The following is a 16577-nucleotide window of genomic DNA, read 5'->3' as shown; positions in this document are numbered from 1 at the left end:
TTCCCGGGCGAGTTTCGAAAGTTGTGGAAAATGAAACTGACATCGAGGTCAGTGTCACTCGTCCCGATCGTTTCGACAGTCGCCACCGTGGCACTCGGCGCGAGTTTGCTGCTCGCCGCCAACGCCAACGCGGCCACCACTCTCGGCGCCGCCGCAGCGCAGTCCGGCCGTTACTTCGGCACCGCCGTCGCGGCGGGCAAACTCGGCGACCAGACCTACGTGAACATCCTGAACGCGGAGTTCAACATGGTCACCGCCGAGAACGAGATGAAGTGGGACGCCACCGAACCCAACCGCGGCCAGTTCACCTACTCGAACGGTGACCGCATCCTGAACCAGGCCATCGGCAACGGAAAACGGGTGCGCGGCCACGCGTTGCTGTGGCACCAGCAGCAACCCGGCTGGGCCCAGGGCCTCGGCGGCTCGGACCTGCGGCAGGCCGCTCTCAACCACGTCACCCAGGTCGCCACCCACTACAAGGGCAAGATCTACGCCTGGGACGTCGTCAACGAGGCGTTCGCGGACGGCGGCAGCGGTGGACGGCGCGACTCCAACCTGCAGCGCACCGGCAACGACTGGATCGAGGCGGCGTTCCGCGCGGCCCGTGCGGCCGATCCCGCCGCGAAGCTCTGCTACAACGACTACAACACCGACGGCATCAACGCGAAGTCCACCGGCATCTACAACATGGTGCGCGACTTCAAGTCCCGCGGTGTGCCGATCGACTGCGTCGGGCTCCAGTCGCACCTGTCCAACAACGCGCCGTCGGACTACCAGGCGAACATCCAGCGCTTCGCCGACCTCGGTGTCGACGTGCAGATCACCGAGCTCGACATCTCCGGCAGCAACCAGGCCAACGCCTACGGTGCCGTGACGAGGGCGTGCATGGCCGTCCCGCGCTGCACCGGCATCACCACGTGGGGAATCCGCGACACCGACTCGTGGCGCACCGGAGAGAACCCGTTGCTGTTCACCGGTTCCGGTGCCAAGAAGCCTGCCTACACGGCTGTGCTGGACGCGCTGAACGCCGGTGGCCCCGGCCCGACGACGACCACGACCACCACCACGACGACGACCAACAACCCCGGGCCCGGTGGCTGCACCGCATCGGTGTCGCTGAACGAGTGGAACGGCGGGTTCGTCGCGAACATCAAGGTCACCGCCGGGTCGTCCGCGCTGACCGGCTGGCGGGTCGCGACCACCCTGTCGAACGGCACCGTCACCAACGCGTGGAGTGCGGGCCGCAGCGGCAACAGCGGAGCGATCACGTGGTCCAACGTGGACTACAACGGCTCGGTGCCGGCCGGCGGTTCCACCGAGTTCGGCTTCCAGGGCACCGGGAGCGCCTCCGGGCTCACCCCGACCTGCTCCGCGAGCTGACCTGCGACCGCGGGACGGCTCTTGCGCGGAGCCGTCCCGTCCCTGGGGAGACGACCATGGCCAAGAGACAGCTCTGGACTCGAATCGCACTGGCAGCAGTCCTGATCCTCGCGGTGACCGCACCGGCGCGGGCGGACAACCCGATCGTGCAACACATCTACACCGCCGACCCGGCACCGCTCGTCCACAACGGACGGGTCTACCTCTACACCGGGCACGACGAGGACGGCTCGACCTGGTTCACCATGAAGGAGTGGCGGGTCTGGTCGTCGTCCGACATGGTGAACTGGACCGACCACGGCTCGCCGATGAGCCTCGCGACGTTCAGCTGGGCCAAGCAGGACGCGTGGGCAGGGCAAGCCGTCGAACGCAACGGCAAGTTCTACTGGTACGTCCCGGTCGTCACAAAAGCCACCGGACGTCCGGCCATCGGTGTCGGTGTCTCCGACAGCCCCACCGGCCCGTTCCGCGACGCCCTCGGCCGTCCTCTGGTGGAGAACGGCGAGATCGACCCGACCGTGATGATCGACAGCACCGGTCAGGCCTACCTGTACTGGGGCAACCCGAACCTGTCGTACGTCCGCCTCAACACCGACATGACCTCGTACTCCGGTGGCATCACCCGCATTCCGCTGACCACGGCCGGGTTCGGCACCCGCACCGGTGATCCGAACAGGCCGACGCTGTACGAGGAAGGACCCTGGGTCTACCAGCGCAACGGCCTGTACTACAACGTCTTCGCGGCCAAGTGCTGCTCGGAGTTCATCGCCTACTCGACAGCGCCCGGCCCCACCGGGCCGTGGACCTACCGCGGCACCGTGATGCCCACCCAGGGCAGCAGTTTCACCAACCACCCCGGCATCGTCGACTTCAAGGGCGGCTCGTACTTCTTCTACCACAACGGCGCGCTGCCCGGCGGTGGTGGCTTCACGCGGTCAGTCGCCGTCGAGAAGTTCAGCTACCGGTCCGACGGCACGATTCCCCAGCTCACCATGTCGACCTCCGGACCACCTGCGGCCGACACGCTAAACCCCTATGTGCGTCAGGAAGCCGAGACCATCGCGTGGGGCAGCGGCATCGAGACCGAGGCGTCCAGCGAAGGCGGGATGAACGTCGGCTTCATCAACAACGGCGACTACATCAAGGTCAAGAACGTCGCTTTCGGTTCCGGTGCAACGACGTTCACGACTCGCGTCGCCTCGACCGTCGCCGGGAGTTCTGTCGAGGTGCGCGCGGACAGCGTCTCCGGTCCGCTCGCCGGCCGTTGCACCGTGCCCAACACCGGTGGCTGGCAGACCTGGACCACCGTGTCGTGCGCGGTGAACGGGCCGACCGGCACCCGCGATCTCTACCTGAGGTTCAACGGTGGCAACGGTTATCTGCTCAACATCAACTGGTGGCAGTTCGGAGGTGCCGGGTCATGAACATCCGCTGCGGCCGGGACGGGTTCACCGTCGTCGCCTTCATCGCGGGCGTGTTGCTGCTGATCGCGGCCGTCGCGCTGGCGTTCGTACCGCAACCGGCGCAGGCCGCGTCACTGACGCGCGTCACGAACTTCGGCACCAACCCCACGAACCTCAACATGTACGTCTACGTGCCCGACCGGGTCGCGGCCCGTCCGGCGATGCTCGTGATGGTGCACTACTGCACCGGCTCGGCGGGCGCCGTCCACAACGGCAACGGACGCGACTACGTCACCGCCGCGGACCGCCACGGGTACGTGATCGTCTACCCGGAGGCGACCAGGGACGGGCACTGCTTCGACGTGTCCACCGCGAACGCGTTGCGGCGCAACGGAGGCAGCGACTCGACCGGCATCATGTCGATGGTCTCCTACGCGCGCCAACGCTACAACGTGGACCCGGCGCGCATCGTCGTCGCGGGCTTCTCGTCCGGCGCGATGATGACCAACGTGCTGGCCGCCGAGTACCCGGACGTGTTCAGCGCGGGGTCGGCGTTCTCCGGTGTGCCCGCCGGCTGCTTCGCGACGACCAACGGCTCGTTGTGGAACAGCCAGTGCTCCGGCGGGAACCTGCTGAAGTCGCCGCAGCAGTGGGGAGATCAGGCGAGAGCCATGTACCCGGGCTACACCGGCCGCTACCCGCGGATGCAGCTGTGGCACGGCACGACCGACACCACGCTGGCGTATCCGAACTTCGGTGAGGAGCTCGACCAGTGGACGAACCTGCACGCGGTCAGCAGGACCCCGTCGTCCACCGACCAGCCGAAGCCGAACTGGACCCGCACGCGGTACGGCACGGGCGTCGAGGGGATCAGCATCCAAGGCGTCGGGCATGACCTGCCGATGTCCGGGATGCTCGCCTACTCGATCGCTTTCCTCGGCCTGGACAGCAATCCGCCCACGACCACGACAACAACGCCGCCGCCTTCTGACAGTTGCAAGGTCTCCGCGTCGGTCAACGCGTGGAACACCGGCCTGACCGAGACGATCACCATCACCTCGACCACCGCCGTGAACGGCTGGCAGCTGCGGTTCACGCTGCCCGGCGGGCAGACGATCACCAGCGGCTGGAGCGCGACCTACTCCCCCGGCTCCGGCCAGGTGACCGCGCGCAACGCCGACTACAACGCGCAAATACCGCCGAACGGCTCGGTGTCGATCGGCTTCCAGGCAACGCACACCGGTGACAGCGCACCAGCCGGCGAGTTCACGCTCAACGACGTGCGCTGCGCCGTGAGCTGACGACCGAAGGGACAACGATGTTCCAGCAACGGATCGCGATCGCACTGGCCGCGGCCAGTGCCGTGGTCTTCCTGGGCGCGGCGGGAATCGCGCTCGGCGGCCCCGCCGCCGCCGCGGGAACAGCGGGGTGCGGCAAGGCACCCGCGCTGACGAGCGGCCAGCACACGATCAGCAGCGGCGGCCAGAACCGTTCGTACATCCTGCGGCTGCCCCCGAACTACGACAGCAACCGCCAGTACCGGCTGTTCGTCGGCCTGCACTGGCGCGGCGGCACCGCGAACGACGTCGACTCCGGCGGCTCCGACGGCTACAACTGGTCCTACTACGGCCTGCGGCGGCTGTCGGACCAGGCGAACAACGGCACGATCTTCGTGGCACCGCAGGGAAACGGCAACGGCTGGGCCAACCCCGGCGGGCAGGACCTCACGTTCATCGACGACCTGGTCCGCTTGCTGGACAACGGGTTGTGCGTCGACACGACCCAGCGCTTCGCCGGTGGCTTCAGCTACGGCGGCGGCATGTCGTACTCGATCGCCTGCTCGCGGGCCGGTGTGTTCCGCGCGGTCGTCGTCTACTCCGGCGCGGAGCTCAGCGGGTGCAACGGCGGCAACCAGCCCATCGCGTACCTGGGCATCCACGGTGTCAGCGACAACGTGCTCGGCATCGGCCTTGGCCGCGGGCTGCGCGACAGGTTCGTGCGCAACAACGGGTGCACAGCCCAGAACGCGCCGGAACCGCGGGCAGGCAGCCGGACGCACATCGTCACCAGCTACAGCGGTTGCCGGGCGGGTTACCCGGTCGTGTGGGCGGCGTTCGACGGCGGCCACACCCCAGGTCCGATCGACTCGGGTGGCGACGGCTGGCGGACCTGGACGTCCGGCGAGGCGTGGAAGTTCATCACCGGACTCGGGGGCGGCGGCGGTCCCACGAGCACGACGACCACTACAACCACAACTCCTCCTGGTGCGGCCGACTGCAAGGTCGGCGACGCGATCAACGCGTGGAACACCGGCCTGACGTCGACCCTCACCATCACGAACACCGGCACGGCACCGATCAACGGCTGGTCGCTGGTCTTCACCTTGCCCGGCGGGCAGGCCATCACGTCCGGCTGGAGCGCCACCTACTCCCCCGCGTCCGGGCAGGTGACCGCTCGGAACGTCTCCTACAACGCCGACATCGCGCCCGGTGCGTCGATCAGCGTCGGCTTCCAGGCCTCCCACACCGGTGACAGCTCGGCACCGGCCTCGTTCGCCCTCAACGGAAAGACGTGCTCATGAGGACACAGTTGTGGGCACTGATCGCCGCGCTGATCCTGTGCGGCAGCGGTGTGGCGGTGGCTGATCAGGGAGCGCTCGCGGCCTCTCCCGGTTGCGGCAAGAACCCCACGCTGCGCAACGGCAACCAGACGATCCAGAGCGGCGGCAAGAACCGGTCGTTCATCCTGAGCATCCCCGACAACTACAGCAACACCCGCCAGTACCGGCTGATCTTCGGCTTCCACTGGTGGGGCGGCACCGCGGACCAGGTCGCGGGCGGCGGCAGCGACGGCGACGTCTACGCCCATTACGGCCTGCGGCGGCTCGCGAACAACTCGGCGATCTTCGTCGCGCCGCAGGGCATCGGCAACGGCTGGGCCAACTCGGGCGGCGAGGACGTCCGGTTCGTCGACGACATGATGAGCCGGATCGAGAACGACCTCTGCGTCGACACCGGACAGCGCTTCTCCCTCGGCTTCAGCTACGGCGGCGCGATGAGCATCTCGCTCGCCTGCGCCCGCCCGACGATGTTCCGCGCCATCGCCGCGATCGCGTCCCCCGGCGAGATCAGCGGATGCGCCGGCGGCACGACACCCGTCGCCTACATGGGCATCCACGGCATCAACGACAACATCGGCTCCGGCCGCGGCCAACGCGACCGCTGGGTCCGCAACAACGGCTGCACCCCGCAGAACGCCCCTGAACCCCGTGCGGGCAGCCAGACGCACATCACCACGACGTACTCGGGCTGCCGCTACCCGGTGGTCTGGGCACCGTTCGACGGCGGCCATCAACAGGGACCTGTCGACGGGTGCGGCGGCTGCGAGAGCGGTGCGCGCAGCTGGGTGAAGACCGAGGTGTGGAAGTTCTTCACCGGCGACACTCCCACCCCCAGCGCGTTCCGGTTGCGCGGTGAGGCTTCCGGCCGTTGTCTCGACGTCACCGGCGCGGGCACGGCCAACGGCACCCAGATGATCACCTGGGACTGCCACTCCGGCTCCAACCAGCAGTTCACCCAGAACGGACAGGCGCTGCAGGTCTCCGGCAAGTGCCTGGACGGATCCGGCACGCAGGCGCGGCTCTGGGACTGCACGGGCGGCGACAACCAGAAGTGGAACCTGGGCACGACCATCACCCACGTCCAAACCGGACTCTGCCTGACCGCCGGTGCGAACAACGGCGCGGCCGCCACCCTGTCGACCTGTCAGACCTCGGCGAACCAGCGCTGGGCGAAGGCCTGACGCACCACTAGGGCCGGAGCGCGTTCGCGAGCACCGCGATCGCGTCCGGCCCGGTCCGGCAGCACCCGCCGACGAGCCGTGCGCCGCGGTCGACCCACTCCCGCGCCCGCTCGGCGAACCCGGTGCCGTCGCCGCTCCACGCGCGGTTGCCCGCGTCCCACGTCTCGCCGCTGTTCGGGTAGACCACGACCGGCAGCCCGGTCACCCGGCTCGCCACCTCGACCGCGGCCGACACGTCCTCGGGCGCACAGCAGTTCACGCCCACCGCGATCACCTCGCGGATCCCCTTCACGGCGGCGAACGCCTCGTCGAGCGGCTGGCCGGCGCAGGTCCGGTCGCCCCTGATGCTGTAGGAGAGCCAGGTCGGCACACCGCTGCCGCGCACCACCTCCAGCACGGCCTCGGCCTCGTCGACGTCCGGAATGGTCTCCACGGCGAGCACGTCCGGCCCCGCCGCGCACAGGGCTTCGACGCGCGGCCGGTGGAACTCCACCAGCTGCGGCACCGAGAGTCCGTAGCGCCCGCGGTACTCCGACCCGTCCGCGAGCATCGCCCCGTACGGCCCGACCGACGCCGCGACCCAGCGCTGTCCGTCCACATCGGACGCGGCCGAGCGGGCCAGCGCCACGCTCGTCTGCAGCAGGCGGACCGTCTCGGAGGCGCTGACGCCGCGGCGGGCGAACCCCTCGAAGCTCACCTGGTAGCTCGCGGTGATGGCGACCTCGGCGCCCGCGCGGTAGTAGGCGAGGTGCGCGGCACGCACGGCGTCCGGGTCGGTGAGCAGCAGCCGGGCCGGCCACAGTTCATCAGAGAGGTCGTGCCCGGCGAGTTCCAGTGCCGTCGACATCCCGCCGTCGAGCACGATCACGTCGCGAGCCAAGGAGTCCGCCAGCGTCACACCTCGATTCTAAGGCGAGGGGTGTGTGACCGCTCTCCGCCGAGACGCGTCACACACCCCTCGAGGACGGTCGCCGGAAACGTCATTCGTGCGGGCCGCATTACCGCACGAAGCGACCGCCCAGCCTTGCTCAGCCGGACGCGCGGTGCGCCGGCTCCGGCGTGCTCGCGCGCCGGGAGAGCTTGGGGGGCAACAGCATCAGCGGCGGCGGTTGCTTGCCGTCGAGCTTCGCCACCAGGAGGTCCACCGCGTGCCGGCCGAGCTCTTCCGCCGGCAGCCGCACGGAGGTGAGCGGCGGCGACATCTGCTCGGCCAGCTCGTCCGGGCAGATCGCCACCACGGCGACGTCACCGGGCACCTGCCGCCCGGCTGCCCGCAGGCACGCGGTGACCCGGCCGAGCACCGCCTCGTTGTGCACGACCAGCGCTGTCATCGACGGGTGTGCGCGGATCAGCGCCTTCACCGCCCTGAGCACCGAGTCGTGGTCGTCCTCGACGGACAGCGCCGTCGAGGTCACGCCGCGGCGCATCGCCGCCGCGCTGAAGCCGTTCATCGTCCGGTGGGCGAAACCCGTGTTGCGGCGGTAGATCGCGCTCGGCGCGCCGAGGAAGCCGATGGAGCGGTGTCCCAGGTCGGCGAGGTGGTCGACGCACCTCGCTCCCGCCGCCTCGAAGTCGAGGTCCACGCAGGTGAGGCCGCGCGCCGCCGCCGGATGTCCGATGAGGACGGACGGGGTGGACAGCTGCCGCAGCAACGGCACCCTGTCGTCGTCCATCTCCACGTCCATCACCAGGAAACCGTCCACCTGGGCGGTGTTCGCCGCCCTGAGCAGCCCGGCCGCGCCGTCGTCCGCCGTCATCAGCAGCAGGTCCATGTCGTAGCGGCGCGCGGTCGTGACCGCCGCGGTGACGAACCGCATCACCGCGGGCAGGTGCACCCCCGCCCGCAGCGGCAGGACCAGCCCGATCACGTTCGCCCTGCTGGTCGCGAGAGACCGGACCGACGAGTGCGGCTGGTAGCCCAGCGCCCTGATGCTCTCGCGCACCCTCGACTTCGTGTCCGCGGAGATCGACCGCTTGCCCGTGAGTACGTAGGAGACAGTGCTCGGGGCGACGCCCGCGTGCCGCGCGACGTCCGCGATGGTGACCACACCGACCTCCGTTCACACGTTCACTCGTGCCCGAGCGTCCCGCCACAATAGGGATCACTCTTCGGTGACAGCAAGACGCATGTTCGCGTTAACACTTCGCGAACCAGGTGGTCCAGACGAATCACTCAGTATTTAATGTTGCCCTTGTGGGCACGCTCACAAACATCTGCGCAGGTTCGTGACTTCGACAACGTTGGCGTCGATCCAGTCGCGGTCGACCCGTGCGCAGGTGCCGGGCGTGACGGGTCTCTCCTCGACACCGTTGACCAGCATTCGCGCGCCTGCCGCCCAGGACGGGATGCGCACGCGCAGGTCGATCCGGCCGGAACCGGTGATCGTGAGTCTCGTCCCCGGAACAGCGTCCTGGCGCACCACGAGACCGCGTCCGGCCCAGGTGAGCACGGACGGGACGAACAGGTTGACGTACAACGTGCTCCCGGTGCGGGTGTAGACGCTGTCACCGAGCCCGGCACCGGCCTCCAGCACAGCACCGTGGCAGCAGCTGAACTCCTCGACGCGCTCCGGACGGTGGTGCAGGGCGTACTCGTAGAAGTCGAAGTAACGAGTCCGGCCTCGGTCGGCGCGGAAGACCCGCACGGGCCGCCGCAGCAGGTCGTGGGTGTCGCACCAGTCGGCGGAGGCGCGGGCCACGTCAGGAGCGAAGTACCGCGAGGTGGTGAGGTGCGCCGGGTCGCCGGTGAGCCGGTGGAGGTCCGCGAGCACCTCGTTCATCCCGCCGGACCGGGTGGCGACCGCGTCCCGGCGCTGGGCGCGGGACAGCCTGCCGAGCCGCCAGCCCAGCCATGCCGCCATCCTGTTGAGCACGGTCAGCGCCTGCGCGTTGCCCACGAGGACATGCGCGTCGAACAACCCCGCCATGATCTTGTGCAATGCGCGGTACGGCTCACCGGCCGGTTGACGCGCCTCGGCCTCACCCAGGACGCCTTCCGGGAACGCCGACAGGTACCCCGTGCTGTACCCGGCGAACCTGGCCCTGTCCTGGCACAGCGCCAGTTGCTGGACCAGGTAGTTCACCCGGAGCGAGCACGCAGGGTCGCCGGTGGCCGCGAACGCCCGCGCCCACGCGGAGAGCACCTGCCCGACGAAGTGACCGCGCAGCGCGGAGCCGGGCGCCTCGCACCCTCCACAAGGGACGACCTCCGACGGCAGGCCGGCGTTGCGGCGGAACGAGTGCAGCAGGCGGTCGGGGTCGAGCGACCTCAGGTAGGCGTGCGTGCGGGCGGCGTAGTCCTGCCACGGTCCCGGCAACAGCGACACCGCGCCGATCCGCGGGCGGAGTGAGGTGTCCGGCAAGGTGCACCACCTTTCACGGGAGGAGGGGCTCCCGCGCGGGCGAAAACCGCGCGGGAGCCGATTCAGGTGGTCTCAGAGCGCCGGGTAGGCGTTGCGCATGAGCTCCTGGAACTGCGCGGAGAACCACTTGCCGGACAACGGCGCGTCCCCGAGCGCACCGGACATGCTGTTGCCGTTGCGGACGTTCCCGGGGTACGTCGGGTCGCACATCCGGTCGAAGCCCTTGCCCTCGTTGTTCGGGATCTCCTTGCTCGCGCCGTCGGACTCGCCCGGCGGCTTCATCCACACGTACGCGTCGACGCCCGCCGCGGGAGCCGCCTTCGGCCGTTCACCGAGCCCCGCCCCTGACTGGTTGCACCAGTTGCCGAGGTGGATGCGCCGGTCCAGCCTGCCGCCGTTGACGTAAGTGTCCACAGTGGTCTTGGCGCCGGGGCCGGACGGACGCGCGCTGCCACCCCAGCCGTTACGGCTGGTGTCGATCAGCATGCCGACGTTCGCGTCGAAACCGGCCTGCACGGCCCGCTGCCGGAACGCCTGCGCGTAGGACAGCTCGTCGACGTAACGGTTCCAGTCCACCCACTTCGACTGACGCACGGAGGTGCCGTTCACCGAGTCGTCGATCGTGAAGTACGGCTCCTTCAACGCGCCGTAGTTCGCGGTGTTGGCGATGAAGCCGACCACGTTCGCCTTGGTGCTGCCGGACGCGTTGGCCGCCTGGAACAGCAGCTCGGCCGTCGCGCCGAAGTTGTCGTCCCAGCCGATCCAGCCGTGGTGACCGATGTCCAGGTAGTTGTAGACGTTGGACACCGCGCCGAGCTTCGCGAGCGCGTAGCCGACACCGGTGACGTAGTTGCCGTTGGCCTTCATCACGTCGCACTGCGGGACGGCGGTCGGGCGCGGCGTCACGTTGGTGACCAGGTTCGGCAGGGAGTCGATCTCCACCGTGGTCACGATCCGCAGGTCCTTGTACGCGGGCTTGGCGAAGATCGCCGCGATCGGGTCGACGTACTCCGCCTTGTAGCGGTCGATCTCGGTCGCCTTGAGCTCACCGTTCGACGCGAGCGCCGAGCAGTCGCGTCCGGGCAGGTTGTAGATCACGAACTGGATCACGAGCGGTGAACCCGCCGCCTGGCGCACCGCCTCGGTCAGATGTCCTTCGATGCCACGGGAGTCCGCGGTGCCGTTGATCGCCGCGATGCGGTCGATCCACACGCCGGTGGGCTGGTTCGCGACCCTGCTGCCACCGGGTTCGGCCGCCGCCTTGGCCGACCAGTCCGGGTTGACGTACATCTTCGCGCCCGCGTACGGGTTGTCGACGCGCGTGCCGGGGTTCGGAGGGTTACCGGTCGTGGTGGTGGTGGTGGTCGTCGTGGTGGTGCTCGTCGGCGGTTGCTGGCCGGTGCACAGCGTGCCGTTCAACGTGAACGACGACGGGTTCGCGTCGCCGCTGCCCGCGTTGCTGCCGTTGAAGCCGATGTCGACGGACGCCCCGGTCGCGAGCGATCCGTTCCACGACATGTTCGTCGCGGTCACGTTCGCGCCCGACTGCGTCCAGTTCGCGCTCCACCCCTGCGCGACGCGCTGGCTGCCGGGGAACGTGAACTTGAGCGTCCAGCCCGAGATGGCGTCACCCAGGTTGGTGATCTTCACCGCCGCGCCGAACCCGCCGCCGCCCCAGGGGTTGGCCGTGTAGTCGACGCGGCAGCCCGGTGCGGCACCCGCGGGCGCGTTCATCGCCACCCCGAGCGTCGCCACGACGGTGGCGACCACGACTCCCGCCGCGGCCCACCGCCTCTGTCCGTTGAGCCTCATTGCTCCGGATCTCCTGTCTGTCAATGATGTTTGATCTCAACGAGTGAGCACGCGGTGGGCGTGCACTCGAGTCGTTTCAGCCCCAGGTGCTCCATTCCGGTCGAACCGGTGAGCGCGAACCCGTCGCCGAACACGAGGTCCGGATCGCCCCGGACCTCGCCCCGGGCCAGCGCTTCCCGCCAGGCCTGCTCCAGACCCGGCCTCAGCACCAGCAGGCCCAGCCGTTCGTAGGGCGGTTTGACGCAGGTGCCCCACTCCGCGACGAACGGCCCGTAGACCTCGGAGCGCACCGGACCGGCGAACGCGGCGAAGTCCTCGTTCTTGCGCACGTCGGTGCACTCACCGGTGAGCTGGTTCAGCCAGGCGGCGATCCCGTCGACGCCTCTGGCAGGGTCCGGGGCCGGTTCGGCGCGCGCGACGACGATGGCGAGCGCGACCGAACCGGCCACGAAGAGGGCGAGGAGGGCCCTCATCACGGGATGGCGCAAGAAACACCGTTGAGCGCGAAGGACACCGGGTCCGTCACCGCGCCGGACGTCGCCACGTTGAACCCGAACTCCACCGTGCCGCCGGCGGAGATGTCGGCGTTCCAGGACGCGCCCTTGGCCGTCGCCTTCCCGCTCGCCACGGTGATCGTGGACGACCATGCCGACGAAACCGTTTGCCCGCTGGGGAAGTCCCAGACGAGCTGCCACGCGCGCACGGCCTCGACACTCGCGATCTTCACGTTGGCCGTGAAGCCGCCGTTCCAGGTGCTCGGCTTGGTGTAGGTCACCGTGCAGGCCCCGGCTCCGGCACCGGTGCGCACCGCGACCGCCGCCGACGACGTCGAGACGTTGCCCGCCGTGTCGACCGCGACCACGCGGAAGCTGTAGTCGGTGTTGGCCGTCAGTCCTCGCACCGTGGCCGAGTTCGTGGTGGACGTGGCCACCACCTGGTCACCGCGCAGCACGCGGTACTCCGACACGCCGAAGTTGTCCGACGAGGCCGTCCAGTCGAGCCGCACGGAGCTGCCGGTGATCGACGACGCGACCGGCGTGCCCGGAGCGGTCGGCGGCTGGGTGTCCGGCACACCACCGCCGAACACCACGTCCGAACAGCTGTAGAAGGCCTCCGGGCTGTCCGAGCGCTGCCACAGCGAGTAGATGATGTGGCGCCCGGACTTGTTGGGCAGCTTGGCCTGCCAGCTGTACTCGCCGTTGCCGAGGGGCGGGTTGGTGATCTTGTCGAACGGCACGGACTCGAGGTCCGACCACTTCAGCGGTTTCGTGACGTCGAAACCGTCCTTGGTGACGTACTGCTCCCACGTGCCGGGGTGCGGTGCCCAGGCGTTGTACCGCAACGTGACCGTGGCGTTCGCGGTCAGCTGCGTGACCGGCCAGTCGCCGCGGGCCTGGTTGTAGGCGTCGTACTTCGTGGTGGGGCCGCACAGATGGCCGTCGGGGATGATCTCGCGGTGCCGTCCGGCGGCGTTGCTGATCAGGTTGCCGTACCAGTCCCACAACGGTTGCTTGCCGCCCTGCGCGACCGCGGCGACGCACGCCGGGTTGGTGGGCTGCAGATCGCCGCCACCGCTGCCGGCGCGGCCGTCCTGGTAGCAGAGGTAGGTGCGGCTGCCCGGCCAGACCATCGAACCGTGCGCGAGCGCGGTTCCGCCCGACTGCACGAGAACAGCGCCGGTGGTGACAGCGACGAGCAAGAGCGCGATGCGTTTCCTCAACTCGAATCTCCTCACCCGTAGATCTCGGCGTGCAGGGAGAAGGCCGTGGCGATCTCCGCCTGGGCCCAGAAGCGGTGGTAGGTGAACGTCGGCGCCGGTCCACCGTCCAGATAGGACTGGACCTTGGGCCACTGCGGGTCGTTGCGGAACATCGACCGCATGGACAGGAACGTCGAGCCCTGCCCGATCTGGTCGCCGTTCGGCATCTTCCCGGTCCACCCCGACGGCACGTACGGGCCTTCAGCCGTCGTGGCGTTGTAGGCGTCGTCGAACCGGTTGTAGTCCGTCCGCGTCTCCGGCGTCGCGATGCCGACGCTGTCCTGGTGGGCCAGCAGGCCGGTCAGCAGCGCCTCACCCGTGGTCTTCGCCGAGGCGTTGCCGGAGCGAGCCGCGTAGTTCAGCAGCACCTTGGCGAACGACGCGGCGACACCGACGTCCTGGTTGCGGTTGAGCACGCGCACCCGCAGGTTGGCGTTGGCTCCGGGGTTGGTGGCGTTCCACGTGTCCGGCGCGCCCGACCACTCCAGGTCCGCGGGGATCTGGAAGTTCGTGCCGGTGGTGGTGTTCGCGATCGCCCACGGCACCCACTTGTCGAGCAGCTTCTTGGCCCGCGCGTCCCCGGTCAGCCGGTACAGCGCCGCCGTCCGCTCGATCCCCCACACCTGGAAGCCGAACCACCTGTTCGACGGCGGGTCGCGCCACACCGGGTGGGCGTCGTAGTACATGCCGTAGAACGTCGGCGTGCCCGCGGGAGGCGAGGCGTACTGGCCCTCCCAGCTGTTCGTGACACCACCGGCCAGGCCGCCGTCCGCGGACTGCAGCCACTGCAGCATCTCCAGCTGCCGGTCGAGGCTCTTGGACCAGTCCTGCTGTCCGGTGGCGGACAACGGCTTCAAGGCGGCCACGTTCGACAACGCGTACGCCGCCAACGGGTTCTGGTAACCCTGGTGCGAGGCTCCGTCACCGATGCGCCACGCCCAGCCCGCGGACGTGTCGTACGCGCCGCCCCAGGCGTAGTACCAGGACATCAGGTAGTGCGCGCTGCTCTTGCCCGTGCCGCCGGGACACGACGACGGGCTCGTGCAGCTGCCGATGCGCTTGAAGTACTTGTCGAACATGGCGTACCGCAGGTAGTCGCCCATCTTCGCGGCCTTGGCGACCTCGGGTGCGATCTGCGCTCCCTTGCCCTGTGCGGTCGCCCAGTTCTGCGCGAGCAGTGCCACCTGCACCGCGCGGGCGTCCGCGTCCGGCGCGTTAGTGTACTTCCACTGCTTGGCGTAGGAGGCGTCCTTGGTGAACAGGTCCAGGTAACCGTTGGGGCCACCGTGTTTGAAGGTGTCGCAGGACGGCTGCGGGATGGTCTCCCACACCGACTCCGACGAGCCGCGCTGGTAGGTGTTGATGTACGCCGGTGCCGTGGTGCCGTCGCCGCAGCGGCCGAAGCCGTAGGTGTTGTCGACGTCGAGCAGCCAGTGCATGCCGTAGACGTCCGAGTTGCCGTACGCGGACTTCAGCTCGCCCGCGATCGGGTCCTGGCCGACCGGGGTCGCGCTGTCGAGCACCGCCGGATACCGGTCCATCCGCGGGTGCTCCGGCGCGTAGGTCGCCGGCTTCGAGGCGTTGTACGAGTCGTTGGTCGGCTGGTCGGCCTTCGCCGGGATGATGAACTTCTCCATCGACGCCCAGGCCGACTTGAACGGTGCCCAGTCACCGGTGACGCGGCCGTAGCTCGCTTCCAGCCACAGGTAGTAGCTGAACGCCTCTGACGTCGTCTGGTGGCCGTGGTCCGGCGCTTCCACCATCAACGTCTCGATCGAGTGGTACGGCACCAGCAGGTCGCCGAACTTGCGGAAGTAGCCGCTGGCCGGGTCCTTGATCTTGTTGTACTGATCGAGGAACGCCTTGTTGAAGTCCGAAGTGGACGGATCGATCTCCTTGACCGTCACGCTCGCCGGGCTGTGCCCCGTCGCCGACGCGGTGAAGGTGGCCGTCGCGAGCGTGCCGCCGTTGTTCGCCGACGTCACCGTCACGGTCTGCTTGGCCGTGCTGGTGAACGTGAGCGTGGCCGGAGCCGCCGTCAGGTCCGCGCTGCCGCTGCGGGCGATCGTGACGGTGACCGGCTGGCTCGGCGCCGTGGCCAGGGAGACGTCGAACGTGCCCGTCTGCCCCTGCTTGACCGAGAGCGTGCTGGGCGTGGCCAGCACGGCCGGGCCTGCCAGCACCTTGACCGCGGCGGGTGCCGAGGTCGTGGTGGCGCCGAGGTTGTCGGTCGCCCGCGCGGTGATGCTGTGATCACCTGCGGGCGCACTCGTCCACGTGCCCGTGTACGGCGCGCTGGTGTCCGTCGCGATCAGCTGGTCGCCCGCGTAGAAGTCGACCTTCGCGACCGTGCCGTCGGAGTCCGAAGCCGTTGCCGCCAGCGGGATCTGCGCGGGCAGGGTGTAGGTGCTGCCACTCGTCGGAGCGGTCAGCGTCGTGGCCGGCGCCTTGTTGGGGCCGGTGCACGCGACGCCGTTCACCGCGAAGTCCGTCGGGGGCCGATTCGCAGACCCCTTGCTGCCGTTGAAGCCGACCTGCGCGGTGCCACCCGACGGGAGCGTGCGCGCCCAGTCCGGGTTGGTCACGCTCACAACCGCGCCGCTCTGGGTGAAGGTTCCGTTCCAGCCCTGGGTGACGCGTTGCCCGTCCGGGAACGTCCAGGTCAGCTTCCAGCCGTCCAGCGCGTCGCCGTCGTTGCGGATCGACACGGCCGCGCCGAATCCGGTGTTCCACTCGTTGGTGATCGAATAGGTGACGGTGCAGGCGACCGCGGCGGGCGCCGCAACTGCCGGCACCCCTCCGATCACCATCACCGCCGCAACCGCCACTGCCGTTGTTCGTCGAGTCATGCCGCCGCCCTCTCGACAACTGGGAGCGCTCCCAGAGTTCACGGCACTGTAACGTGGGCCACATCGGCCAAGTCGACGCCGGCGCAATCGACGCTCCACCGGAGAGTTGTTCGCGGTAGCCCTTTCGACGCAAGAGTCGTTCGTCTGCCGGTTCCTCTTGCTGCTCTCTTCGAGTGGAATTCTGGGAGCGGTCCCAGATCGAGGGTGGGGG

12 protein-coding genes are annotated in these 16577 nt (G+C 69.0%); 5 read left to right on the top strand and 7 right to left on the bottom strand.

What is annotated here, in order from left to right; all coding sequences use genetic code 11:
* Positions 1-30: 30 nt before the first annotated feature.
* From AB0M24_RS12895 to AB0M24_RS12875, 5 genes are read left to right on the top strand one after another with little or no spacing between them, the layout of a single operon-like run.
* Positions 31-1380 carry an endo-1,4-beta-xylanase gene (locus AB0M24_RS12895; RefSeq protein WP_363765277.1) on the top strand — a complete coding sequence of 450 codons (1350 nt, stop codon included), beginning with the start codon at positions 31-33 and terminating at the stop codon, positions 1378-1380.
* Between the two features lie 56 nt (positions 1381-1436).
* A complete protein-coding gene (locus AB0M24_RS12890; protein ID WP_363765274.1) occupies positions 1437-2804 on the top strand; it encodes a glycoside hydrolase family 43 protein in 1368 nt (455 codons plus the stop codon).
* A complete protein-coding gene (locus AB0M24_RS12885) occupies positions 2801-4084 on the top strand; it encodes a PHB depolymerase family esterase (RefSeq protein WP_363765271.1) in 1284 nt (427 codons plus the stop codon). Before AB0M24_RS12890 ends, AB0M24_RS12885 begins: the two co-directional genes overlap by 4 nt.
* Positions 4085-4101: 17 nt before the next feature.
* A complete protein-coding gene (locus AB0M24_RS12880) occupies positions 4102-5364 on the top strand; it encodes a cellulose binding domain-containing protein (RefSeq protein WP_363765268.1) in 1263 nt (420 codons plus the stop codon).
* Complete coding sequence (locus AB0M24_RS12875) at positions 5361-6584, top strand: ricin-type beta-trefoil lectin domain protein (protein ID WP_363765265.1); 1224 nt, start codon at positions 5361-5363, stop codon at positions 6582-6584. The genes AB0M24_RS12880 and AB0M24_RS12875 overlap by 4 nt, the downstream gene beginning before the upstream one ends.
* 7 nt (positions 6585-6591) lie before the next feature.
* Here the strand turns inward: AB0M24_RS12875 and mmuM are convergent, their stop codons facing one another.
* From mmuM to AB0M24_RS12840, 7 genes are all read right to left on the bottom strand, one after another.
* Complete coding sequence (gene mmuM, locus AB0M24_RS12870; RefSeq protein ID WP_363765262.1) at positions 6592-7482, bottom strand: homocysteine S-methyltransferase; 891 nt, start codon at positions 7480-7482, stop codon at positions 6592-6594.
* 130 nt (positions 7483-7612) lie between these two features.
* Positions 7613-8632: a LacI family DNA-binding transcriptional regulator gene (locus AB0M24_RS12865; protein ID WP_363765260.1), complete on the bottom strand. Its 1020-nt coding sequence runs from the start codon at positions 8630-8632 to the stop codon at positions 7613-7615.
* 156 nt (positions 8633-8788) lie between these two features.
* On the bottom strand, positions 8789-9946 hold the full coding sequence (locus AB0M24_RS12860) for a beta-L-arabinofuranosidase domain-containing protein (protein WP_363765257.1): 1158 nt from the start codon (positions 9944-9946) through the stop codon (positions 8789-8791).
* 72 nt (positions 9947-10018) lie between these two features.
* Positions 10019-11758: a glycoside hydrolase family 6 protein gene (locus tag AB0M24_RS12855; protein WP_363765254.1), complete on the bottom strand. Its 1740-nt coding sequence runs from the start codon at positions 11756-11758 to the stop codon at positions 10019-10021.
* Between the two features lie 20 nt (positions 11759-11778).
* A complete protein-coding gene (locus tag AB0M24_RS12850; RefSeq protein ID WP_363765251.1) occupies positions 11779-12231 on the bottom strand; it encodes a hypothetical protein in 453 nt (150 codons plus the stop codon).
* A complete protein-coding gene (locus AB0M24_RS12845) occupies positions 12231-13478 on the bottom strand; it encodes a lytic polysaccharide monooxygenase (protein ID WP_363765248.1) in 1248 nt (415 codons plus the stop codon). The genes AB0M24_RS12850 and AB0M24_RS12845 overlap by 1 nt, the downstream gene beginning before the upstream one ends.
* Positions 13479-13489: 11 nt before the next feature.
* Positions 13490-16366, bottom strand: a complete 2877-nt coding sequence (locus AB0M24_RS12840) for a glycoside hydrolase family 48 protein (protein WP_363765245.1) — start codon at positions 16364-16366, stop codon at positions 13490-13492.
* Positions 16367-16577: the final 211 nt, after the last annotated feature.

Source organism: Lentzea sp. NPDC051838 (assembly GCF_040681245.1).
Classification (GTDB): Bacteria; Actinomycetota; Actinomycetes; order Mycobacteriales; family Pseudonocardiaceae; genus Lentzea.
Note: the sequence above shows the minus strand (reverse complement) of the source record. Positions and strands in the feature narration are given on the sequence as shown.